The 21,570-nt window shown below is 72.1% G+C and carries 22 protein-coding genes; 10 read left to right on the top strand and 12 right to left on the bottom strand.

All coding sequences use genetic code 11. From position 1 onward, the window contains the following. Positions 1-253 precede the first annotated feature (253 nt). Positions 254-514, top strand: coding sequence for a hypothetical protein (locus tag ABZT02_RS27620; protein ID WP_356021851.1), 261 nt, complete (start codon positions 254-256; stop codon positions 512-514). Positions 515-1,605: 1,091 nt separating this feature from the next. On the opposite strand, the gene ABZT02_RS27615 is transcribed toward ABZT02_RS27620, so the two are convergent. Together ABZT02_RS27615 and ABZT02_RS27610 are read right to left on the bottom strand one after the other, a co-directional pair. After that, positions 1,606-2,235, bottom strand: coding sequence for an RDD family protein (locus ABZT02_RS27615; RefSeq protein WP_356021849.1), 630 nt, complete (start codon positions 2,233-2,235; stop codon positions 1,606-1,608). 89 nt (positions 2,236-2,324) lie between these two features. After that, entirely contained in the window at positions 2,325-3,962 is a 1,638-nt protein-coding gene (locus ABZT02_RS27610) for an RDD family protein (RefSeq protein ID WP_356021847.1), read from the bottom strand. A 269-nt stretch (positions 3,963-4,231) separates the two neighbouring features. On the opposite strand from ABZT02_RS27610, the gene ABZT02_RS27605 reads away from it, so the two are divergent. Next, complete coding sequence (locus ABZT02_RS27605; RefSeq protein WP_356021845.1) at positions 4,232-4,708, top strand: SsgA family sporulation/cell division regulator; 477 nt, start codon at positions 4,232-4,234, stop codon at positions 4,706-4,708. A 16-nt stretch (positions 4,709-4,724) separates the two neighbouring features. Here ABZT02_RS27605 and ABZT02_RS27600 read toward each other — a convergent pair whose 3' ends face one another. Continuing rightward, positions 4,725-6,140 (bottom strand): FAD-linked oxidase C-terminal domain-containing protein, encoded by a 1,416-nt coding sequence (locus tag ABZT02_RS27600; protein WP_356021843.1) that lies wholly within the window; start codon positions 6,138-6,140, stop codon positions 4,725-4,727. A gap of 92 nt (positions 6,141-6,232) precedes the next feature. Here ABZT02_RS27600 and ABZT02_RS27595 point away from each other — a divergent pair, with 92 nt between their 5' ends. Beyond that, complete coding sequence (locus tag ABZT02_RS27595; protein ID WP_356021841.1) at positions 6,233-7,687, top strand: tetratricopeptide repeat protein; 1,455 nt, start codon at positions 6,233-6,235, stop codon at positions 7,685-7,687. On the opposite strand, the gene nthA is transcribed toward ABZT02_RS27595, so the two are convergent. The 4 genes from nthA to hppD are packed head-to-tail and all read right to left on the bottom strand — an operon-like array spanning position 7,665 to position 9,979. Further along, the gene (nthA, locus tag ABZT02_RS27590; protein WP_356021839.1) at positions 7,665-8,252 is read right to left on the bottom strand and encodes a nitrile hydratase subunit alpha; all 588 of its coding nucleotides are present in this window, start codon (positions 8,250-8,252) and stop codon (positions 7,665-7,667) included. The two genes, ABZT02_RS27595 and nthA, sit on opposite strands and share 23 nt — an antisense overlap. Then, positions 8,239-8,538 carry an SH3-like domain-containing protein gene (locus ABZT02_RS27585; RefSeq protein WP_356021837.1) on the bottom strand — a complete coding sequence of 100 codons (300 nt, stop codon included), beginning with the start codon at positions 8,536-8,538 and terminating at the stop codon, positions 8,239-8,241. The genes nthA and ABZT02_RS27585 overlap by 14 nt, the downstream gene beginning before the upstream one ends. Next, positions 8,531-8,812, bottom strand: coding sequence for a hypothetical protein (locus tag ABZT02_RS27580; protein WP_356021836.1), 282 nt, complete (start codon positions 8,810-8,812; stop codon positions 8,531-8,533). Before ABZT02_RS27580 ends, ABZT02_RS27585 begins: the two co-directional genes overlap by 8 nt. A gap of 24 nt (positions 8,813-8,836) precedes the next feature. Next, a complete protein-coding gene (gene hppD / locus ABZT02_RS27575; protein ID WP_356021834.1) occupies positions 8,837-9,979 on the bottom strand; it encodes a 4-hydroxyphenylpyruvate dioxygenase in 1,143 nt (380 codons plus the stop codon). A 126-nt stretch (positions 9,980-10,105) separates the two neighbouring features. On the opposite strand from hppD, the gene ABZT02_RS27570 reads away from it, so the two are divergent. The 6 genes from ABZT02_RS27570 to ABZT02_RS27545 all read left to right on the top strand — a co-directional run bounded on the left by ABZT02_RS27570 (position 10,106) and on the right by ABZT02_RS27545 (position 14,140). Beyond that, entirely contained in the window at positions 10,106-10,588 is a 483-nt protein-coding gene (locus ABZT02_RS27570) for an Lrp/AsnC family transcriptional regulator (protein WP_355748329.1), read from the top strand. Positions 10,589-10,618: 30 nt separating this feature from the next. Next, positions 10,619-11,266 carry an ABC transporter permease gene (locus ABZT02_RS27565; protein WP_356021833.1) on the top strand — a complete coding sequence of 216 codons (648 nt, stop codon included), beginning with the start codon at positions 10,619-10,621 and terminating at the stop codon, positions 11,264-11,266. Then, positions 11,259-12,503, top strand: coding sequence for a betaine/proline/choline family ABC transporter ATP-binding protein (locus tag ABZT02_RS27560; protein WP_356021831.1), 1,245 nt, complete (start codon positions 11,259-11,261; stop codon positions 12,501-12,503). The genes ABZT02_RS27565 and ABZT02_RS27560 overlap by 8 nt, the downstream gene beginning before the upstream one ends. Before the next feature lie 11 nt (positions 12,504-12,514). Next, positions 12,515-13,306, top strand: a complete 792-nt coding sequence (locus tag ABZT02_RS27555; protein ID WP_356022094.1) for an ABC transporter permease — start codon at positions 12,515-12,517, stop codon at positions 13,304-13,306. A 64-nt stretch (positions 13,307-13,370) separates the two neighbouring features. After that, positions 13,371-13,946, top strand: a complete 576-nt coding sequence (locus tag ABZT02_RS27550) for a helix-turn-helix domain-containing protein (protein WP_356021829.1) — start codon at positions 13,371-13,373, stop codon at positions 13,944-13,946. A gap of 11 nt (positions 13,947-13,957) precedes the next feature. After that, positions 13,958-14,140, top strand: coding sequence for a hypothetical protein (locus tag ABZT02_RS27545; RefSeq protein ID WP_356021827.1), 183 nt, complete (start codon positions 13,958-13,960; stop codon positions 14,138-14,140). On the opposite strand, the gene ABZT02_RS27540 is transcribed toward ABZT02_RS27545, so the two are convergent. Genes ABZT02_RS27540 through ABZT02_RS27530 form a run of 3 tightly spaced genes read right to left on the bottom strand, consistent with a single transcriptional unit; the run spans position 14,137 to position 16,841 of the window. Then, the gene (locus ABZT02_RS27540) at positions 14,137-14,928 is read right to left on the bottom strand and encodes a S16 family serine protease (RefSeq protein ID WP_356021825.1); all 792 of its coding nucleotides are present in this window, start codon (positions 14,926-14,928) and stop codon (positions 14,137-14,139) included. The two genes, ABZT02_RS27545 and ABZT02_RS27540, sit on opposite strands and share 4 nt — an antisense overlap. A gap of 42 nt (positions 14,929-14,970) precedes the next feature. Beyond that, complete coding sequence (menC, locus tag ABZT02_RS27535; RefSeq protein ID WP_356021823.1) at positions 14,971-16,080, bottom strand: o-succinylbenzoate synthase; 1,110 nt, start codon at positions 16,078-16,080, stop codon at positions 14,971-14,973. After that, entirely contained in the window at positions 16,077-16,841 is a 765-nt protein-coding gene (locus ABZT02_RS27530) for a chorismate synthase (protein WP_356021821.1), read from the bottom strand. The genes menC and ABZT02_RS27530 overlap by 4 nt, the downstream gene beginning before the upstream one ends. Positions 16,842-16,943: 102 nt before the next feature. On the opposite strand from ABZT02_RS27530, the gene ABZT02_RS27525 reads away from it, so the two are divergent. Then, positions 16,944-18,491, top strand: a complete 1,548-nt coding sequence (locus ABZT02_RS27525) for a helix-turn-helix domain-containing protein (RefSeq protein ID WP_356021819.1) — start codon at positions 16,944-16,946, stop codon at positions 18,489-18,491. Positions 18,492-18,769: 278 nt separating this feature from the next. Here the strand turns inward: ABZT02_RS27525 and ABZT02_RS27520 are convergent, their stop codons facing one another. Then, entirely contained in the window at positions 18,770-19,411 is a 642-nt protein-coding gene (locus tag ABZT02_RS27520) for a helix-turn-helix domain-containing protein (RefSeq protein WP_356021817.1), read from the bottom strand. Between the two features lie 303 nt (positions 19,412-19,714). After that, the gene (locus ABZT02_RS27515; protein WP_356021815.1) at positions 19,715-21,505 is read right to left on the bottom strand and encodes a DEAD/DEAH box helicase; all 1,791 of its coding nucleotides are present in this window, start codon (positions 21,503-21,505) and stop codon (positions 19,715-19,717) included. Positions 21,506-21,570 lie beyond the last annotated feature (65 nt).

Raw genomic sequence — 21,570 nt, 5'->3', positions numbered from 1 at the left:
GTGCATTATTGGGAGTCGGTGTTCGCATTGCGGACGGGTGACGGCGACCCGACGGGCGCGCGCAGCCGTCCACTTGATGGACGCCATGACTCCGTGCGCCCCCTGTGCTCCGGCACTGTTGGTTAGGTCACGCTTACTGTTCGTTCCACTCGGGCACACAGGCGATTAGAGTCGATTGGCGGAACGCCCGGATGTCGGCGGAATGCCAGGCCGACGCCCCCCGTGGACCCCCATATCCGAGGACACGATTGCCATGCCTCGTCCGACCGCCGCACAGATCGCCTACGGTTCGATCACCGTCATCTTCTCGACGCTCGCCATGCTGCTGCTGTCACAGACGAGTTCGGCCGTGGGGACCGCGGTCATCGCGGTCTCGGCGCTCGCCCTCGGCCTGCTGGTCGCCATGACGGTGCCGCAGCCGAAGTCCCGCGTCGTCGCGCTGAGCAGGCCCGTGCAGCGCCCGGCGGAAGAGCCGGTACCTGCCGTGGTCTCCCGCTCCAAGACCGCCGCCTGAACACCGCGTTGCCTGTACCGCGGGCTCCGGTTCGCCCTCCGTGCACCTCAGGTCGAGCCGGGCACGCGGTCGTGCCGCCACGGGTTGCCCCCGGCGAACACACCTGTCTTCACCGACCGGGACCGCGGATACGCCTGGCCTCACCGACCCGGGACGGCCCACGCCTGACCTCACGGACCCAGGCCGCCGATACGCCTGGCCTCACCGACCTGGGACGGGCCACACGCTTGGCCTCACCGACCCCAGGGCCCACACGTCCGGCTCCGCCGACCCCGACCCCGGCCGCGGATACGCCCGGTCTCGCCGACAGGGACGGGCCCAACACGCCTGGCCCCGCCGTCCCCGGGCGGGCCCGCCCACCCGGGTCCGCCAACCCTGGACCGCCATACGCCCGGCTCCACCGACCTGGGACGGCCCACACACCCGGCCTCACTGACTCCCGCCACGGGCCCACACACCCGGCCCCGTGGCCCGGTGACCGGTGACACGACCCTTCACCAACCTCGGACGCGCAGACACGCCCGGCTCCGCCGACCAAGGCAGTCGGTGGACCCGGTACAACCGCCCCCGGACGGCCCGCACACCCGGGTCCACCGACCCTGGGTTCCGATACGCCCGGCCCCACCGACCCGGGACGGGCCCGCACACCTGGCCTCACCGATCCCGGACGGCCCACACGCCCAGCTCTGCCAACCCGGACGGCCAATACGCCTGGTGTCACCGACCCGGGACCGGCCCGCGCTGCCTCACGGACTCCGAACGGGCCCTCACACTCGACCCCGTGACCCCGTGACCCCGTGACCCCGTGACTGGACGATGCGCCCGACCCCGCCGGCCCCGAACGGGCCCTCACACTCGGCCACGTGACCCCGTCGCCGGTCGATACGACGACCGGCCCCGGACGGGCCCACGCCCGAACCCACGACCCCGGGCAGCCGATACAGCCGGCCTCAACAACCCCAAAGGCCCGTACGTCCGACCCCGCCGCCCCCGGACCGCCAGGACACCAGACCCGCCGACCCCGAAACCACAGACCGTGCCCCGGCCACGTCGACCGCGGCCGCTCAGGAGGTCGACCGGGGTCGCTCGGGTCAGTCGGTGCTGACCACCACCGTTTTCGCCGCCTTGTCGTGCAGGCCCTGCTTGTAGGGCTTGTCGAAGTAGCTCCAGCCGCCCGAGATCGCGGTCCAGATGCAGGCGCAACAGAACGCGAACGGGATCCACAGGACGGCCGAGCGGATCAGCGTGGTCTGCACGGAGGGCGTGGAGCCGTTGTCGAGGTTCGCCACCCGCATGCCGAGCCACTTCTTGCCGAGCGTCTGCCCGGACCGGGAGATCAGGACGGTGTCGTAGGCGATGTAGAGCACGGCCGCGAGGAGCGACTGCGCGAGCGACTTGCCGTACTGCATGTCGTCGCCGTTCACGTCGTACTCGCTCACCCCGAAGCCCCAGGTGATCAGCCAGACGACGATGCCCACCAGGATCAGGTCGATGATGCGGGCGAGGGTGCGCCTCCCGCTGGGCGCGAGCGGGGGCATGCCGGCGAGCGGGTCGGTGGGGTAGGAGCCGCCGCCGTACGGGTCACCGCCGGGCGGAGAGCCGCCGTGGGGCGGCGGCGTGCTGTACGGCGATCCCGAGCCCTCGGCGGGCGGGGGCTGCTTCCTGAACGGGTCGTCGTCCGGCGGCTGCCCGCCGGAACCGGGAGGCGGTTCACTGCTCATGGCCCGAGTGGACCGCGAACCCCCCGGCTCCGCATCCGGCGAGCGGCCGTCCGGAGTACCGAATCCCGTACGCCGTTCGTGGGACCCGCTCAGCCCGCCACGAACGTATGCGCCGCCTTGTCGTGCCAGCACTGGCGCCACGGCCGGTCGAACAGGCACCAGGCGACGCCCAGGAGGCCGATGCCGAGCAGGCCGGGGACGCTGTAGACCAGCCAGCGGCGCACGGCCCCGCCGAAGGACGGCGGCTCATGCGCCTCGATGTCCCGCACCTCCAGGCCGAACAGCTTCTTGCCGAGGGTGCGGCCCCACTTGGCGGTGGGCAGCGCCTCGTACAGGACTCCGGCGACGAGGAGTACGGCGACCACGATGCCGAGGTACACCGAGGTGGTGCCGTCCAGCAGCCAGACCGTCACGGTCTCGCCGGAGAGCTTGGCCGCGTCGACCTTCTCGTTGATGTGGTCGGCCGCCTTGGCACCGAGGGGAACCGCGGCCACGGCGGTCACCGCGCCGACGACGAGGGTGTCGAGGAGACGTGCGGCCAGGCGCTTGCCGAGGCCCGCGGGCCTGGCCGAGGCCTGGCGACGGGCGGCCGCCTGGAAGATGTCCTCGACCGGCGGCTTCCAGGGGGCGGGCTGCTCCTCGTCGGGTCCGGCGAGCCGGTGCACCTGCTGGGCCCAGGAGGGCTGACCGCCACCGGGGCCCGGGCTCATGGGAGTTGCGGCGGCCTGGACCCCGGCGGCCTGCTGGGGCACGGCCTGGTGCGGCAGGCCCTGCTGCGGCGCGCCCGGAGGGGCCGTCTGCGGGCCGGGGGCAGGGGCGGCCTGCTGGGGGCCGGAGAGGGCTGTGGCAGCGGCGGAGGCGGGGCCCTGGGGGCCCGCGGCACCGCCCGTCGCGGCACGCTCGGCGGCGGCCTTGCCGGCCCCGAAACCCGGGGCCTCGGGGGCGGGGGGCTGCGCGGTGGGCCCGGAATACGCGGGTCCGGGCGTGCTTCCGTTCTGCGCCCCGGGAGCCGCGTCCTGCTGCGCCGTGCGCGGGGAGAGCGCGCGGAACTTCATCGTGCCGTCGTCGGACTGCTGGGCGGCCGCCGCTCCCGCGGACCCGGCCGTGGGCCTGCGGAAGACCCGTGTGCCGCCGTCCTCGTCCGGCTCGGCGGGCGGGATGGTCGCCGAGCCGTCGGTACGGGCCGCGTGACCGTCCGGCTGCGCCGGGGAGGAGGCGTCGGCGGGCCGCCCCGGACCGGGCACCCGGGGATCGGCGCCCTGCGGAGTCCGCGGTACGCCGGGCTGAGCTCCCTGCGGGCCCTGCTGAGCCCCCTGGTGCGGAATCTGCTGAGACGCCCCCTGCTGAGCCTGCGCGGCCGCCTGCGGGGACCCCCACGACACCCGGCGGTCCTGGTCGCCGCCGAAGCCCGCCTGGTGGGCCCGGTCGGCCGCCCACGCGGACGCGGGTTCGGGGCGGCTGCCGTGCTGGGTGTCGGGGTGCGGGGGTGCTTCTGCCGGGTCCTCGTCGAAGAAGTGCGGGCCGGTCTCCTCCACCTGGGACGGGGACGGCTCGGAGCCCGCGCCGGGCGGCGACGCGAGCGGGTCGCCGGCCGCCGGGGCGGGACGGCTGGTGCCCGGCACCCAGGAGGCACCGTTCCAGTAACGGACATATCCAGGAATGGACGGGTCCGGGTAGTAGCCCTCGCGGGGCCTGTCGTCACCGGGTGCCGGGGTTGGGGCGCTCATGTCCGTCGTCCCGTATCTGCTCGGGGGTCAATGGAGGGGGCTCCACATCTATCAGACCGGCGCAAGACCCACCGCCAGTCCCACCGGACCCACCCCTTTTGAGCACGACCTGAGACCGGCCGTGACACCGGCCGTGATATCGACCGCGGTACCGGCGGAAAAAAGTTCGCCGAACCCGCGTAATGATCCCGCCCCCTCCCCCCTCTCCACTCGTACGGGCCCACCGCGGGACCCGGACGAGAGCCGAGAGTCGAGAGAGGAAGAACGACATGCCCCACACGGTGGTAGAGCGCGAACTGGAGCTCAGACTCATCCTGTCGCCCGAGCGCAGCATCCCGGTCCCGGCCCTGCTGGGCTACCGCAGCGACGACCCCTTCGCCGTCCACGTCACCTTCCACATCGGCTCGGACCATCCCGTCCACTGGACCTTCGCCCGCGAACTCCTCGTGGAGGGGGTGTTCCGCCCGTGCGGGCACGGGGACGTGCGGGTGTGGCCGACGAAGGTCGCGGGGCGCGGTGTCGTGCTGATGGCGCTGAGCTCCCCCGACGGCGACGCCCTCCTGGAGGCCCCGGCCGCGCAGGTGTCGGCCTGGCTGGAGCGCACGCTGAGGGCGGTCCCGCCGGGCTCCGAGGCGGAGCAGCTCGGTATCGACGACGGCCTCGCCGAGCTGCTGGCCCCCACTCCGGCCGACGATCTCTGGCTGCGCGACCCCTGGCCGAGCGACGAGTCTGCGGACGGGGAGTGAGCGCCCGTAGGGGACGTCAGAACAGCTTGCCCGGGTTCAGGATGCCCAGCGGGTCGAAGACCCCCTTCACCGCCCGCTGCATCTCCACCCCCACCGGTCCGATCTCGCGCGCCAGCCACTCCTTCTTCAGGACGCCGACGCCGTGCTCCCCGGTGATCGTGCCGCCGAGCTCCAGGCCGAGGGCCATGATCTCGTCGAAGGACTCGCGGGCGCGCCGGGACTCGTCCGGGTCGGCGGCGTCGAAGCAGACCGTGGGGTGGGTGTTGCCGTCACCCGCGTGGGCGACGACACCGATGGTGAGCCGGTGCTTCTCGGCGATCCGCTCGGTCCCCTCGAGCAGTTCGCCGAGCCGGGAGCGGGGCACGCACACGTCGTCGATCATCGTGGTGCCCTTGACGGCTTCGAGCGCGGTGAGGGAGAGCCTGCGCGCCTGGAGCAGCAGTTCCGACTCGGCCGCGTCCTCCGCCGGGACGACCTGCGTGGCGCCGGCGGCCTCGCACAGGGCGCCGAGGGCGGCGAGGTCGGCGGCCGGGTCCGTGGTGTCGAAGGCCGCGAGGAGCAGGGCCTCGGTGGTCTCCGGGAGTCCCATGTGCGCCAGGTCGTTGACGGCTTTGACGGTCGTACGGTCCATGAGTTCGAGGAGGGACGGCACGTGCCCGCCCTCCATGATCCGGCACACCGCGTCGCAGGCGGCGGTCCCGGAGGAGAACTCGGCGGCCAGCACCAGCTGCTCGGGCGGCTTCGGCCGAAGGCCCAGGACCGCCTGGACGACGATGCCGAGCGAGCCCTCGGAGCCGACGAAGAGACGGGTCAGGTCGTATCCGGCGACCCCCTTGGCCGTACGGCGGCCGGTGGACATGAGCCGCCCGTCGGCGAGGACGACGTCCAGTCCGAGGACGTACTCCGCCGTGACCCCGTACTTGACGCAGCACAGCCCGCCGGACGCGGTGCCGATGTTGCCGCCGATCGTGCACATCTCCCAGCTGGAGGGGTCCGGCGGGTAGTAGAGGCCGAGTTCGTTCACCGCGCGGGACAGGGTCGCGTTGACGACGCCGGGTTCGACGACGGCGATGCGGTCGACCGGGTTGATCTCCAGGATCCGGTCCATCTTCGTCAGGGACAGCACGATGCAGCCGTCGGAGGCGTTGGCCGCGCCCGACAGGCCCGTGCGGGCGCCCTGGGGGACGACCGGGACGCGCAGTTCGGTGGCGATCCGCATGACGTGCTGGACCTGCTCGACCGTGCGCGGCAGGACGACCACGGCGGGGGTGCCGGCCGGGCAGAAGCTCGCCATGTCGTTGGCGTAGGAGACCGTGACGTCCGGGTCGGTGAGAACGGCTTCGGCCGGCAGACCGCTGAGCAGCCGGTCCACCAGGTTGCCGGTGACCGCTGTGTCTTCATCGCGACGGGCTTCGATACGGCTCATGATCACAGCGTCGCACCGGGGGCCATCGGTGTGAACCCCACCAGGGGCAGCCGCCGTATGCCGGGGCGTGGTCGTCCGGCTGACGCACAGTGAGCGCCATGGAGAACCAAGCGACGGAGAACCGGCCGGAGGGGCGGCGGGCGGAGCGGCGGGCCCGGCTGCACGGGCGTCTGGTGATCGCCGCGGTCGCGGGCTGCGCGGTGCTCGGTACGGCGCTGATGCTGCTGCCCCCGCAGCGGACGGTGACCCGCGCTCCCGCCCCCGCCCCGGGGGCCCAGGCGCTGACGGCGGTCGCCGCCGGGGCGCCGGCCGCGCTGCCCGACCTGGCGGCCCTGATCGATGAGCGGGAGGGTCATCTGCGCAGGCATCCGGAGGACGCCGAGTCGTGGGCGGTGCTCGGGACGGCGTACGTCGAGCAGGGGCGGCGGACGGCCGACGCGACGTTCTACGCGAGGGCCGAGGACCGCCTGCGGACGTCCCTGAGGGTGCGCAGGAGCGCGGCGGCCCTCGGTGGTCTGGCGGCCCTCGCGAACGCGCGCCGGGACTTCCGGACCGCGCGGACCTGGGGTGAGGAGGCGCGGCAGCTGGAGCCGAAGCGGTGGACGACGTATCCGGAGCTGATCGACGCGTACACGGGGCTCGGCGACTACAAGGCGGCCCGTGGGGCGCTGGAGCGGCTGACGGAGCTGCGGTCGGGGCCGGCGGTGCGGGCCCGGGCGGCGGCCGTGTACCGGGACCGGGGCTGGCGCGAGGACGCGGCGGCCCAGCTGGCCGACGCGGCGGCGGGGGCGGAGGCACCGGCCGAGCGGGCCGCGTATCTGGAGCGGGCCGGGCAGCTCGCCTGGGAGCGCGGCGACCGTGAGGACGCGCTGCGGCACTTCCAGGAGGCGGTCCGGATCGACCCGGACCAGCGGGCCGCGCAGGCCGGGCAGGGGCGGGCCCTTGCGGCACTGGGCCGCACGACGGAGGCCCTGAACGCCTACCGGATGGCCCTCGCGAAGCAGCCGCTGCCCCAATACGCCCTGGAACTGGGCGAGTTGTACGAGTCACTGGGGCTGGGGCAGGCCGCCCGGGTGCAGTACGACCTGCTGCGGGCGACGGTGGAACGCGCCGCGGCGGGCGGGGCCGACGAGGAGCTGGTGCTCGGGCAGTTCGAGGCGGACCACGGTGACCCGGCGGCTGCCGTACGGCGGTTGCGGGCCGAGTGGCTGCGGCAGCCGGGGATCGCGGTGGCCGACGCGCTGGGGTGGGCGCTGCACCGGGCGGGCCAGGACCGGGAGGCCCTGCGGTACGCGCGGATCGCGACGGACAAGGTGCACGGGGGCGGGGTGCGCAGCGCGCTGTACGCGTACCACCTGGGCATGATCGAGCGGGAGTCGGAGCAGTACGCCCCCGCGCGCCGGCATCTCCAGGAGGCTCTGCGGATCAACCCCTACTTCTCGCCCTCACGGGTGCGGACGGCGCGGCAGGCGTTGGCCGCGCTGGGGGACGTGCCGGAGGAGGGCGTGCCGGTGCTGGACGCGAAGGGGGTCACACCGCGGCCGTACCGATGAGGGCGTTCCTCGTCACCAGTGCCGCCAGCTCCTCCTCCGTGAGCCCTTCCGTGCCCTGCGGCCTGCGGGGCAGGACCATGTAGCGGGTCTCGGCGCTGGAGTCCCACACCGTGATGTCCACGGAGTCGGGAAGGGTGAGGCCGAACTCCCTGAGCACCTCTCTGGGTTCGCGGACCACGCGGGAGCGGTAGGCCTCGGACTTGTACCAGCTGGGGGACGGGCCGAGGAGGCGGAGCGGGTAGCAGGAGCAGAGGGTGCAGACGATGACGTTGTGGAGCGACTCGGTGTTCTCCACGACCCGCAGCCGCTGGAACGAGCCCTCCATGCAGCCGAGTTCCTGAACGGCGGCCGTGCCGTCCGCGAGCAGCCGGGCCCGGTAGGCGTCGTCGGTCCAGGCGCGGGCCACGACCCGCGCCCCGTTCGCCGGCGAGGACTCCGCGAGGAACGCGTCGATCGCCTCGTCCAGCCGTTCGCCGGTGATCAGCCCCTTCTCCTCCAGGAGGGTCTCCAGGCGCCGTACCCGCCGGGCGATCGTGGCGTCGGTGTGGTGGTCACCGCTCGTCATCGGGGTCCTCCTCCAGGTAGCTCTCCCACAGGTCCAGTACGACGTGGTGGTCGCCCTCGCCCCACAGGTCACGGGCCTCGAAGCGGACCGCGTAGATCTGCTCGAGGGGCGCGTCCCCCCACCCCCGCGCGCTGACGTCGGGCAGTTCGTCCGGGCCCTCCGGCTCGACGACCACGCCCCGCTTGCCGCGCGCGTACCGGGGCAGGCGGGTGTGGTGCGGCGGGTCGTGACGGTAGGTGCGGACCCGGGTGCCGGGCGGGAAGCGGTCGGGTGGCGTGTCAGTCATCGAGCTCGCCCGGCCCGATCACGCCCTTGCGTTCGAGCAGGGCGCAGATCGCGGTGAACCAGCGCTCGTAGTACGACGCCGCCAGGTACTCCGCCGGCGGCATCGACTCGATCGCGTCCCGGAACTCGTTCGTGTTGAAGACCCCTTGCGCGCGCAGGGTGTTGAAGAGGCCGACGACGCGTGCCTCCCAGTCCGCGTGGAAGGGCTCGGTGTCGTCGGTGGTGTCGATCGCGCCGAATCCCTGCGTGCCGCCCACGTCGTTGATCCTGGCCATGGGGTCAGCCTACGACCTACCCGGCTAGAGGTTGCCCCGCTTCTCCTGCTCCCGTTCGATGGCCTCGAACAGTGCCTTGAAGTTGCCCTTCCCGAAGCCCATCGAGCCGTGGCGTTCGATGATTTCGAAGAACACGGTCGGCTTGTCCTGGACCGGCTTGGTGAAGATCTGCAGGAGATAGCCGTCCTCGTCGCGGTCGGCGAGGATCTTCAGCTCGCGGAGGGTGTCGACCGGTACCCGGGTGTCGCCGACCCACTCGCCGAGGGTGTCGTAGTAGGAGTCCGGGGTGTCGAGGAACTGGACCCCGGACGCGCGCATGGTCCGCACGGTCTGCACGATGTCGTTGGTGTTGAGCGCGATGTGCTGGACGCCCGCGCCGCCGTAGAACTCCAGGTACTCGTCGATCTGGGACTTCTTCTTGGCGATGGCGGGCTCGTTGATCGGGAACTTCACCTTGAGGGTGCCGTCGGCCACCACCTTCGACATCAGCGCGCTGTACTCGGTGGCGATGTCGTCGCCCACGAACTCCTTCATGTTCGTGAAGCCCATGACCTTGTTGTAGAAGCCGACCCACTCGTTCATCCGGCCGAGCTCGACGTTGCCGACGCAGTGGTCGACGGCCTGGAAGGTGCGGTGGGCGGGGGGTTCGACGATCGGGGCGGCCGCGGCGAACCCGGGCAGGTACGGGCCGTCGTAGCCGGTGCGCTCGACCAGGGTGTGGCGGGTCTCGCCGTAGGTGGCGATCGCGGCGAGGACGACCGTGCCGTGCTCGTCCTTCAGCTCGTACGGCTCGGCCACCGAGCGGGCGCCGTGTTCCACGGCGTAGGCGTACGCGCGACGGACGTCCGGGACCTCGATGGCCAGGTCGATCACGCCGTCGCCGTGCTCGGCCACGTGCTGGGCGAGGAAGTGGCCCCAGGGGGTGGCGGGCTTGATGACGGAGGTGAACACGAAACGGGCGGAGCCGTTCTCCAGCACATAGCTCGCGGTCTCGCGGCTGCCGTTCTCCGGTCCGGAGTAGGCCACCAGCCGCATGCCGAAGGCGGTCGAGTAGTAGTGCGCCGCCTGCTTGGCGTTGCCGACCGCGAAGACGACCGCGTCCATCCCCTTGACCGGGAAGGGGTCGGCCTGCCGTGTGTCGGGAGTGTGGTGTGTGGTCTGCGTCATGCCCGAAGCGTGGCTCCGCTCCGCAAGGTGCGCAATAGTTTGCGTATCCACTGGACAATACGTTCAGCGATACGGCCGTATCGGCGGCCTTTCTGTACAGGATGACCATCGTTGCGGGAGGCTGCCGTGGGGATCGACGAGCTGGACGGGCGGATCATCGTGCTCCTCGCACGGGAGCCGCGGATCGGGGTCCTTGAGATGTCACGGCGGCTGGGGGTGGCCCGGGGGACCGTGCAGGCGCGGCTCGACCGGCTTCAGTCGAACGGAGTCATCCGGGGGTTCGGTCCGCAGGTCGATCCGGCGGCGCTCGGCTACCCGGTGACCGCGTTCGCCACGCTCCAGATCCGGCAGGGTCAAGGGGCCGACGTACGGGCGCACTTGGCGACCGTGCCGGAGGTGCTGGAGCTGCACACCACCACCGGCAGCGGGGACATGCTGTGCCGCCTCGTGGCCCGCTCCAACGCCGATCTCCAACGTGTGATCGACCGGGTTGTCGGTTTCGATGGGATCGTCCGGGCCGCCACCGCGATCGTCATGGAGAACCCCGTTCCGCTGCGGATCATCCCGCTGGTGGAGCAGGCGAGCCTTCAGGAGGCGCACGGGACGTGACGTGACGTGGCCGGCGTGGGAGGAGGCGGTGTGAACTTCTGGGAGTACCTCGGCAACCGCCACCAGCAGCTCCTCGCGGACGCCTGCCAGCACGCGAGCGTCGTCTTCCAGTGCATGGTCGTGGCGACGGTGATCGGGGTGCTGATCGGGGTCGTGACCTGTCGCAGCGCGTGGGCGGGCAGCCTCGCCACGACGGCCACCTCGACGATCCTGACCGTCCCGTCGCTCGCCATGATCGGCCTGCTCGTCCCCCTCGTGGGTCTCGGCGTTCCGCCCACGGTGATCGCCCTGACGCTGTACGGGCTGCTGCCGGTCGTCCGTAACGCGATCGTCGGACTGCGCGGGGTCGACCCGTCCCTGGTGGACGTGGCGACAGGCATCGGGATGTCCCGGGCGATGCGCCTGGTGCGGGTCGAGCTGCCGCTCGCCTGGCCGCCGATCCTGACCGGGATCCGGGTCTCGACGCAGATGCTGATGGGCATCGCGGCGATCGCCGCCTACGCCTCCGGGCCCGGCCTCGGCAACGAGATCTTCCGCGGTATCGCCTCCCTGGGCAGCAGGAACGCGCTCAACCAGGTGCTCGCCGGCACACTCGGGATCATCGTCCTCGCCCTGCTGTTCGACGCCGCGTACGTGCTGATCGGACGGCTGACGATTCCGAGGGGGATCCGTGTCTGAGACGTCCGGCACCTCAGGTGCGTCCATCGAGCTGGCGGGCCTGACCAAGAGGTATCCCGGCAGTCCGCAGCCGGCCGTCGACAACCTCACCCTGAAGATCGAGGCGGGCGAGACGGTCGTCTTCGTGGGGCCGCCCGGCTGCGGTAAGTCGACGACCCTCAAGATGATCAACAGGTTGATCGAGCCGACCGGCGGACGCATCCGGATCAACGGCGAGGACGTGACCGACATCGATCCGGTCAAGCTGCGCCGCAAGGTGGGCTACGCCATCCAGTCGGCGGGGCTCTTCCCGCACATGACGGTCGCGCAGAACATCGCGCTCGTGCCGAGGATGACCGGCTGGGGGAAGGTCCGGATCAAGGACCGTGTGGAGGAGCTGCTCGATCTCGTCGGGCTCGACCCCGGCGAGTTCCACGGCCGCTATCCGCGTCAGCTGTCCGGCGGTCAGCAGCAGCGGGTGGGGGTGGCGAGGGCGCTCGCGGCCGATCCGCCCGTCCTGCTGATGGACGAGCCGTTCGGCGCGGTCGACCCGATCACGCGGGACCATCTCCAGGACGAGCTGATCAGGCTCCAGCGCGAGCTGCACAAGACGATCGTCTTCGTCACCCACGACTTCGACGAGGCGATCAAGCTGGGTGACCGGATCGCCGTTCTGCGCGAACGCTCCCACATCGCCCAGTTCGACACCCCGGAGGCGATCCTGACCAACCCGGCCGACGACTTCGTGTCCGGGTTCGTCGGTGCCGGGGCGGCGCTGAAGCGGCTGAACCTCACCCGCGTACGGGATGTGGAGATCACCGACTATCCGACGGTGACCGTCGACGACCCGCTCCAGGAGATCTTCAGCAGGCTCCGGGGCAGCGGGACGAACGAGATCATGCTGCTCGACACACGCGGACGGCCGTACAAGTGGCTCAGGCGCGGGGACCTCATGCGCGCCAGGGGGTCGCTGGCCCGGGCCGGGACGCCGGTGAGCGACACCGTGACCAGGGACGCGACGCTGCGGGACGCGCTGGAGGCCGTGCTGACCGACAACGCGGGGCGGGTGGCGGTGACCGGGCGGCGCGGGGAGTACACGGGTGTCGTCGACATGGAGACGCTCATGCACTCCGTGCACGACCTCCTGGAGGCCGACCGCCTGGAGGCCGTGGCGCACCAGCACGAGCTGGAGGAGGTCCGGGCCACCCGGACGCACGCCGAGCAGGAGGGCGCCGGCCGAGGGGGGCGGACGGCGTGACGACGTCGGAGATCTCAGCGGTGGGGCAGACCCTGCCCGCCCGTCCCCCGCCGGCCCCACCCAAGAATCGTGTGACCTGGCAGAAGCTGACCTTCCTGCCCGCGTTCCTGGTGGCGGTTCTGCTCGCGACCTGGCTGTGGTTCGCGCGGGCCGACCTGGACCCGCTCTCCGCGAACGCGCTGTCGAACGGGCAGGTGTCCAAGGCGCTGTGGCAGCACGTGAAGCTGACAGTGATCTCGACGTTCTTCGTGATGATCATCGCGATCCCGCTGGGGATCGTGCTGACCCGCGGGGCCTTCCGGAAGGCGAGCCCGGTGGCGATGGCGCTCGCCAACGCCGGCCAGGCGACCCCGGCGATCGGCCTGCTGGCCCTGCTGGTGATCTGGCTGGGCACGGGCACGAAGGCGGCCCTGATCGGCATCATCGCCTACGCCGTCCTGCCGGTCCTGTCGAACACCGTCGCGGGCCTGAAGGCGAACGACCCGACCCTGCTGGAGGCGGCGCGCGGCATCGGCATGTCGTCCCTGGCCGTCCTGTCCCGCGTCGAACTCCCCCTGGCCGTCCCGCTGATCCTCGCGGGCGTCCGCACCGCCCTGGTCCTCAACGTCGGCACGGCGACCCTGGCGACGTTCGGCGGGGGCGGCGGCCTGGGCGTCCTGATCACGACCGGCATCACCAACCAGCGCATGCCCGTCCTGATGCTCGGCTCGATCCTCACGGTGACCCTGGCCCTGCTGGTCGACTGGCTGGCCTCACTGGCCGAAGTGCTGCTGAAGCCACGGGGGTTGGAGGCGGGGACATGAGGCGGGAGCGCGAGTTACAAAGAAGGCGTTGCAAAGGACTCTTTGCATAGCTATCTTTGTACCCATGCCGGAAAAGCCCAACGTACGGAAACTCGACGCCCGTTCACTGCGCGGGCTGGCCCATCCCCTGCGGATGGAACTGCTCAACGCGCTGCGCCGGCGCGGACCCGCCACCGCGTCGATGCTCGCCGAGCGGCTGGGCGAGTCCAGCGGTGCCACCAGCTACCACCTGCGCCAGCTCGCCGAGCACGGCTTCATCACGGACGCTCCGGAGCACGGGAAGGGAAGGGAGCGGTGGTGGAAAGCCGTGGACCAGGGGCTGACCTTCGACACCACCGAGTTCGACGGCGCGGGACCCGAAGTACGCGGGATGGCCGAGATCTACCTGCACGAGATCGCCGCCACCCACTCCCGCGAGATGTCCGGCTGGCTCAGCACCCGGGACCACTGGTCCGCCGAGTGGACCCGCGGTTCCGACATGAGCGACATGACGCTCCAGCTCACACCCGAGCTGGCCACCGAGCTCGTCGACAGGATGCACGCCCTGATCAACGACTACCGCGGCCGGGTCACCGACGAGGACCCCGGCGTGGAGCAAGTACGCATCCACACGCACCTGTTCCCCATCGAGACCGACTGAGAGGCCCCGCCATGCACCCCGAGACCCACCTCGCCCTGCATCACACCCGCGCCGCCGCCCTCCGCGCCGAGGCCGACGCCTACCGCCTCGCCGCGCAGACCAAGCGGCCGTACGACTTCAGGACCCGGCTCGGCTGGACCCTGGTGGAGGTCGGCCTCCGCCTCGCCTCCCCCGGGCCGGCCTTCGCGCACTAGCAGGCGGGGACGGACCCCTTGCCCGACTCCAGCGAGGTCAGCGCGCCCACCGCCCCCTTCAGGGACGTCACCGGGATCAGCCGCAGCCCCTTCGGCAGCTCCGCCTTCGCGTCGGAGCACTCCTCCTCGGGAACCAGGAACACCGTCGCCCCGTCCCGCCTCGCGGCCTGCGTCTTCAGCGCCACGCCGCCCACCGCGCCGACCGTGCCGTCCGCGTCGATCGTGCCCGTCCCGGCGATGACACGGCCGCCCGTGAGGTCGCCCCCGGCGCCGTCGCCGTCGAGCTTGTCGATGATCCCCAGGGTGAACAGCAGCCCCGCGCTCGGGCCTCCGACGTCGGCGAGCTTCAGCGTGACCTTGACCTTGTCGTCGCTGAGCTTGAGGTAGCCGAGGGCCGCCTGGGTCGCCGCGTCCTGGGACTCCTTCATTTGCGCGGTGTTGTGCTTCTCGATCTCCTTGACGCTCTGCCCGCTCGGGTAGACCGCGTCGTGGGGCATGACCGCCTGGTCGGTGCGGAACCAGCTGTCGAAGACATCACCGATCGAGACGTGCGTGTCGGGCCCGGTCGCCTCGATGGTCGTCATCCGCAGCTGCCCGCTCGTCGTACGGGTCTTCGCCCCGGAGACGGTGATCACCGCCGTGCCCTCGTTCTTGCCGAGCACGTTCGCCGTCATCCCGGGCTGCGCCAGCGAGAACGGCAGCGGCGCGAGGAGGGCCGTGGCGACCAGTGCCACGACGGGCAGGGCGCAGACGGCGACGGCCTGGGGGCGCGTGAGGCGTGAGAGCACGGGATCAATCTAACGCGGCGGTCACTTCCGGCCACGAGCCGGTCAGCCCCCGTACAGATCCCGTCTCGCGCGCGTGAAGCGCCGCAGGACGTCCGGCAGCGGTGCGACGCCGATGCCGGGCGTACGGGGTACCGGCAGGTGGCCGTCCACCAGGACGAACGGCTCGGTGATGTCCTCGGCGAAGTAGCGGGCGGACGCCGAGGTGTCGCCGGGGAGGGTGAAGCCGGGCAGGGCGGCCAGGGCGAGGTTCGGGGCGCGGCCGATTCCGGTCTCCAGCATGCCGCCGCACCACACCGGCACGCCGTTCGCGCGAGCCACGTCGTGGATGCGGCGGGCCTCCAGATAGCCGCCCACGCGCGCGGGCTTGACGTTCACGACCCGGCACGCGTCCATCGCGATCGCGGAGGCCGTGTCCCGGGCGTTGTGAAGGGACTCGTCGAGGCAGACCGGGGTGGTGATACGGCTCTGGAGCCGCGCGTGGCCGTACAGGTTGTTCTCGTCCAGCGGCTCCTCGATCAGCAGCAGCCCGAACTCGTCGAGGCGCCGCAGGTGCTCCGCGTCCGCGAGCGAGTACGCCGTGTTGGCGTCGACCTGGAGCGGCAGTGCGGCGCCGAAGCGCTCGCGTACGGCCCGTACCGGCTCGATGTCCCAGCCGGGCTCGATCTTCAGCTTGATCCGGACGTACCCCTCGGCGAGATAGCGCTCGACGTCGTCCAGCAGCTCGGCGACCGACTCCTTGATGCCGACCGACACCCCCGCCGGCACCCGCTCGCGCACCGCGCCCAGATACACCGCCAGCGGCATGCCGTACGACCGCAGCTCGGCGTCCAGGACCGCCGTCTCCAGGGCCGCCTTCGCCAGCTCGTGCCCCTTGATCCCGCTGACGGCGGGCCCGACCAGCGCCGCCGTGAGCGAGGGCAGCGCCGCCGCTCTCGGCACCAGGAAGTCACGCAGCACGAGCTCCGCGCCTGCCACGAACTCCGAGCAGTAACGCGGCTGGGGGTCGGCGGCGAACTCCGACCAGCCCTCTGCGGTGTCCGTGACGACGTGCAGCAGGAAGGTGTCCTTCGTGGTCATCGTGCCGAAGGAGGTCCGGAAGGGCGTGACGAGCGGGATCTCCACATGGACGACTTCGACGCGCTCCAGCCTCATACCGCGGCCTCCCTGGTGAGTGTGTACCAGCCGTCCCGGGACATCCCGGTCGCCCGGAACCCCTGCCCGAACGCCTCCGTGAACACCTCGCGCACGGCCCGCCGCCAGCGCAGCGCGAGCGCCGGGTCGGCGGCCCGCAGCTTGACGGCGTCGTCCGGAACCCGGCACCACACGTGCCGTCCGGCGGGGTCGCGGCGGGCGAGGGTATCCCCGTCGGGGGCGCGGTGGGTGGCGGGCGCGCCCTCGCGGTCACCCGGGTCGTCGTACGACCGGCCGGGCGCCGCCAGGTCCCAGGTCACCGTCAGCCGGTCGCTCTCGTCACCGCCGTTCACACCGTCGCTCATGGGGCCGTAGAAGTCGACGAGGTACTCGGTGCCGACCGCCCCCAGCTTGGCCAGGTTGAAGCGGGCGTTGCGGGCGATGAGCGGGTCGAAGGTCCAGCGCATGGTGCGGGCGCCGAGGCCGAGCGCCCAGGCCCGCTGTGCCTGCTTCACCGCCTGCCCGAGGCCGGGCTCCGCGGCCGCGACCAGCGAGTACACCTCCTGGGAGCCCGGCGGCCCGAACACCGCGACGCAGGCCCCGGCGAGGCGCTCACCGTCGTGGGCCGCGTGCACCGCGCCGCCCGCGTGGACGAGGCTGTGCAGCACCTCGGCCGGGTAGGGCGGGGCCGTGGGCGCGGTCCGCCACACCTCGCCGAAGTACGCGCTGACGGCACCGAGGCCGGCGACGTCGTGGACGGTACGGATGCTCACATCGGTCATGTGCCGAGTCTCCGGCCCGGTCGACCGCGCCGGGTTGTGCGGCCGTACAACACATACGTACGTTTGTTTGCGGATCGGCTAAGACTTTCTCTGGGGGCACCCATGGACGCCTGCACCCTCGGTGACCTCCTGGACGTCGTCGGCGGCACCTCCGTACACCTGCACACCGCCCCCAACGGACTTACCGCCCCGGTCACGCAGGTGCTCCTCCACGACACCCAGGCCCCGCTCCCCCGGGTGCCGGGCGCGCTGCTGCTGGCCGTCGGGGTGCGGGCGGCCGCGGTCGGGCCGTTGGCGAGGGAGGCCGCGGAGGCCGGGATGACCGGCCTGGTGGTCCGGGGCCCGGACGGGCCGACGGCCGAGGCGCAGACGTACGGCGTGGCACTGCTGTCCGTCGCCGAGGACATCGCCTGGCACCAGGCGCACCTGCTGCTCGCCTCGGCGATCGGCGCCCGGCCGGTGCCGTCGACGGGCGGCCACGGCGACCTCTTCGCCCTCGCCGACGCCATCGCGGCAGCGACCGGCGGGGCCACCGCCGTGGAGGACCCGCGCCGGCGGATCCTCGCCTACTCCACCGTCCCCGGCCAGCCGGTCGACGAGGTCCGCCGCCAGGGCATCCTGGGCCTTCAGGTACCGGCGGCCGCGGAGAACAGCGACGAGTACCGGACGCTGTTCGCGGCCGCCGGCCCGGTACGGCTGCCCGCGCTGCGGGACGGGGTCCTGCCGCGCCTCGCGGTCGCCGTCCGGGCCGGCGGGGAGACCCTCGGCTCGGTGTGGGTCGTCGACGACGGCACGCTCGCGGCGGACGCGGAGGAGACCCTCGCCCAGGGGGCGTCGACCGCGGCCCTGCTGCTCCTGCGGGCGCGGGCGGCACAGGAGCTGGCCCGGCACCAGAGCAGTGACCTGCTGCGGCGGGTCCTGGACGGCACGGCGGACGCGGCAACCTCCGCTGTGGGACTGGGAGTCGCGGGTCCGGTGCGGGTGGCGGCCTTCGTCCTGGACACGGCCGGCCTTCCGGACGCCGAACAGACCGGACTGCGGCTGCTGGACGTCGTACGGCTGCAGTGCGAGGCGCGGTACGGGCGGCAGGCGTGTGTGCTGCTCGACGGGGTGGTGTACGCGTTGCTGCCCGCCCCCGGGGTGCGCCACAAGCGGCTGGCGGAGGACATCGTGGCCCGGGCCGGGCAAGCGCTCAGGGTGCCGGTGCGGGCGGGGCTGGGCGAGGTGGTGGCGGGGCTCGGGGAGGCGGCCGGGTCGCGGGCGGACGCCGATCTGGTGCTGCGGGTGCTCGGACCCGCGCTGCCGGTGGCGACGGTCGACGAGGTGCGGCCGCGGGTGACGCTGCTGCGGCTGACCGAAGTACTCGCCGGGCGGCGGGAGTTGGAGGCGGGCTCCTGGCGGCGGGTACTGTCGTACGACAGTGAGCACGGGACCGACCACGCCCGCACGCTGGTCTGCTGGTTCGACGCGGGCGGCGACATGGCGCGGGCGGCGAGGCAGCTCGCCGTGCACCCGAACACCTGCCGCTACCGGCTGAAGCAGGTGCGGCAGCACCTCGGCATCGACCTGGACGATCCCGACGAACGGCTGGTGCTGTGGCTGCAGTTGCGGCTGCTGGCAGGGCTCGGTCCTGGCACGGCTGACGGCTGACGGCTGAGGACGCGGGCAAGCCGACCTGCGGCGACCGAGGGTGCAGCGCGTGGACCTGCCGGACCGCGGCGCCCGCCGGTTCAGCGCAGCGGGCCTGTTCCAACCGCAGCGACCGAGGGTGCAGCACGCGGGCCTGCCGGCCGACGGGTACCGCACCCACCCAGGGGCGCGGGGCGGTATCGATCTGCGGCTACCGCCGCGCGGGCGCGACCAGCCCCCACCGGACCCGCAGCCGACGACGAAGCCACACCGCACCGCACCGCACCACACCGCTCAGCTCAGCGCAGCGCCTCCGCGACCTCCCGTGCCGCGTCCACCACCCGCGGCCCCACCCGCTCCGGCACCGCGTCCGCCAGCATCACGACCCCGACACTGCCCTCGACCCCGGTGACCCCGAGCAGCGGAGCGGCCGCCCCACTCGCCCCGGCCTCCAGCTCCCCGTGCGTCAGCAGGTAACCCGGCTCCCCGAACCCCTGCTGCCGAGCCGCGAGAATCGCCCGCCCCGCGGCCCCGCGGTCCAGCGGATGCCGGAACCCGGCCCGGTAGGCCACGTGATAATCCGTCCACGTGGGCTCCACGACGGCCACGGCCAGCGCGTCCGACCCGTCCACCAGGGTGAGGTGTGCCGTCGCCCCGATGTCCTCCGCGAGCGAGCGCAGCGCGGGCAGCGCGGCCTCCCGTACCAGCGGATGCACCTGCTGTCCGAGCCGCAGCACCCCGAGCCCCACCCGGGCCCGGCCACCGAGATCACGCCGTACGAGGGCGTGCTGCTCCAGCGTGGCCAACAACCGGTACACCACGGTCCGGTTCACGCCCAGTTTGTTGGAAAGCTCGGTGACGGTGAGCCCGTGGTCCGTGTCGGCCAGGAGCTTGAGGACACGCAGTCCCCGGTCAAGCGTCTGAGAGGTCTCCGCGGTCACGACGCCCACTCCTCCAAGTGGTGAGGTCGGCAGCCCCTCGCGGCGGATGCGTCACCGAGTCCCGTCGGTGACGCGCTTCAGAGGCCGCCGATCGGCCGGCGGCCCGGTCTCTTTCCGGGCCGCGTCGCTTCACGGCTGCGCTCCGCGGCGGCGCTGCCACGGGGCGTGTGCGTAGCGGGACAGTAGCGAAGGGGGTTCGCTCAGCGGAAGCCTCCGTCCAGAATCCGGGCAGCGGCCGGTTCGGACCACTCCGTTTGTCCTGATACGTACGGTCCGTGGCCGCGGTACGACCGGCGCACCGTGTCACCGCATCCGGGTGGCCCACTCCTGCACCTTGGCGATCCGCTGCCGCAGCTGCCCGGCCGTGGCCTCGGCGCTCGGCGGTCCGCCGCACACCCGGCGCAGCTCGGTGTGGATCACGCCGTGGGGCTTGCCGCTCTGGTGGACGTAGGCACTCACCATCGTGTTGAGCTGCTTGCGCAGCTCCATCATCTCCTTGTGCGAGACGACGGGCCGCCGCTCGGCGGGCAGCTCGAGCAGGTCCGCCTCGGAGTCCGGCTTCTTGCGGCTGTGCGCGATCTGCCGGGCCTGCCTCTTCTGCAGCAGCAGCTGCACCTGATCCGGCTCCAGCAGCCCGGGAATCCCGAGGTAGTCCTGCTCCTCCTCGCTTCCCGGGTGCGCCTGCATGCCGAACTCGGCACCGTCGTACAGCACCCGGTCGAAGACGGCCTCGGACTCCAGCGCCTCGAAGGCGAACTGCTCCTGCTCGCCGGTGTCCTCGTCCTCCTCCTTGTTCGCCTCCTCCATCTCCTTCTCGGACTCGGCGTACGGGTCCTCCTCGCCCTCCTTCTTCGGCTTGTCGAGGGCGTGGTCCCGTTCCACCTCCATCTCGTTGGCGAAGGTCAGGAGGTCCGGCACGGTCGGGAGGAAGACGGAGGCGGTCTCGCCGCGCCGCCGGGACCGTACGAAACGGCCGACCGCCTGGGCGAAGAACAGCGGGGTGGAGATGGTGGTGGCGTACACCCCCACCGCCAGCCGGGGGACGTCGACGCCCTCGGACACCATGCGGACGGCGACCATCCACCGGTCGTTGCTCGCGCTGAAGTCGTCGATCCTCTTCGAGGCGCCGGTGTCGTCGGACAGGACCAGGGTCGCCTTGTTGCCCGTGATCTCGCGGATCAGCTTGGCGTACGCGCGCGCGGAGTCCTGGTCGGAGGCGATGACGAGGGCACCGGCGTCCGGGATGGCCTTCCTGACCTCGGTGAGCCGCTGGTCGGCGGCGCGCAGGACGCTCGGCATCCACTCGCCGCGCGGGTCGAGCGCCGTACGCCAGGCCTGCGAGATGGCGTCCTTGGTCATGGGTTCGCCGAGCCGGGCGGCGATCTCGTCACCGGCCTTGGTCCGCCACCGCATCTGCCCGCTGTAGGACAGGAAGATGACGGGCCGCACGACATGGTCGGCCAGCGCATTGCCGTACCCGTAGGTGTAGTCGGCGGCCGACCGCCGGATGCCGTCGTTGCCCTCCTCGTACGTGACGAAGGGGATCGGGTTGGTGTCCGACCGGAAGGGCGTACCGGTGAGCGCGAGCCGGCGGGTGGCGGGCTCGAAGGCCTCCAGGCACGCCTCGCCCCAGGACTTGGAGTCACCGGCGTGATGGATCTCGTCGAGGATGACGAGGGTCTTGCGCTGCTCGACGCGGTTGCGGTGCAGCATGGGCCGTACGCCGACACCCGCGTAGGTGACGGCGACCCCGTGATAGTCCTTGCCGAGCGGCCCGGCGCTGTACTCGGGATCCAGCTTGATCCCGATCCGCGCCGCCGCCTCGGCCCACTGCTTCTTCAGATGCTCGGTCGGCGCGACGACCGTCACCTGCTGCACGACATGGTGGTGCAGCAGCCAGGAGGCGAGGGTGAGGGCGAAGGTCGTCTTGCCCGCGCCGGGGGTCGCGACGGCCAGGAAGTCACGCGGCTGCTCCTGGACGTACTTGTCCAACGCCCCTTGCTGCCAGGCACGCAGCTTGCTGGCGGTACCCCAGGGGGCCCTGCCGGGGAAGGCGGGGGAAAGGTGGTGCGAGGAGGCGGCGGTGGTAGTCACGGTCTCCGTACGGGGTCGAGCGGCTCGGTGGCGTCTTCGGCGGTGTCTTCAGCTGTGTATGACGA

It is taken from the genome of Streptomyces sp. NPDC005402 (genome assembly GCF_040606575.1).
Lineage (GTDB): Bacteria > Actinomycetota > Actinomycetes > Streptomycetales > Streptomycetaceae > Streptomyces.
The sequence above is the reverse complement of the archived record's forward strand: the minus strand, read 5'-3'. Positions and strand labels throughout refer to the sequence as shown.

What these genes read in the sequence shown, in the direction of transcription:
- ABZT02_RS27550 (WP_356021829.1), top strand. Translation starts at nt 13,371, where the DNA reads ATGCCGGAAAAGCCCAACGTACGGAAACTCGACGCCCGTTCACTGCGC.
- ABZT02_RS27525 (WP_356021819.1), top strand. Translation starts at nt 16,944, where the DNA reads ATGGACGCCTGCACCCTCGGTGACCTCCTGGACGTCGTCGGCGGCACC.
- ABZT02_RS27620 (WP_356021851.1), top strand. Translation starts at nt 254, where the DNA reads ATGCCTCGTCCGACCGCCGCACAGATCGCCTACGGTTCGATCACCGTC.
- menC (WP_356021823.1), bottom strand. Translation starts at nt 16,080, where the DNA reads ATGAGGCTGGAGCGCGTCGAAGTCGTCCATGTGGAGATCCCGCTCGTC.
- ABZT02_RS27585 (WP_356021837.1), bottom strand. Translation starts at nt 8,538, where the DNA reads ATGACTGACACGCCACCCGACCGCTTCCCGCCCGGCACCCGGGTCCGC.
- ABZT02_RS27605 (WP_356021845.1), top strand. Translation starts at nt 4,232, where the DNA reads ATGCCCCACACGGTGGTAGAGCGCGAACTGGAGCTCAGACTCATCCTG.
- ABZT02_RS27595 (WP_356021841.1), top strand. Translation starts at nt 6,233, where the DNA reads ATGGAGAACCAAGCGACGGAGAACCGGCCGGAGGGGCGGCGGGCGGAG.
- ABZT02_RS27615 (WP_356021849.1), bottom strand. Translation starts at nt 2,235, where the DNA reads ATGAGCAGTGAACCGCCTCCCGGTTCCGGCGGGCAGCCGCCGGACGAC.
- ABZT02_RS27545 (WP_356021827.1), top strand. Translation starts at nt 13,958, where the DNA reads ATGCACCCCGAGACCCACCTCGCCCTGCATCACACCCGCGCCGCCGCC.
- ABZT02_RS27610 (WP_356021847.1), bottom strand. Translation starts at nt 3,962, where the DNA reads ATGAGCGCCCCAACCCCGGCACCCGGTGACGACAGGCCCCGCGAGGGC.
- ABZT02_RS27530 (WP_356021821.1), bottom strand. Translation starts at nt 16,841, where the DNA reads ATGACCGATGTGAGCATCCGTACCGTCCACGACGTCGCCGGCCTCGGT.
- nthA (WP_356021839.1), bottom strand. Translation starts at nt 8,252, where the DNA reads ATGACGAGCGGTGACCACCACACCGACGCCACGATCGCCCGGCGGGTA.
- ABZT02_RS27580 (WP_356021836.1), bottom strand. Translation starts at nt 8,812, where the DNA reads ATGGCCAGGATCAACGACGTGGGCGGCACGCAGGGATTCGGCGCGATC.
- hppD (WP_356021834.1), bottom strand. Translation starts at nt 9,979, where the DNA reads ATGACGCAGACCACACACCACACTCCCGACACACGGCAGGCCGACCCC.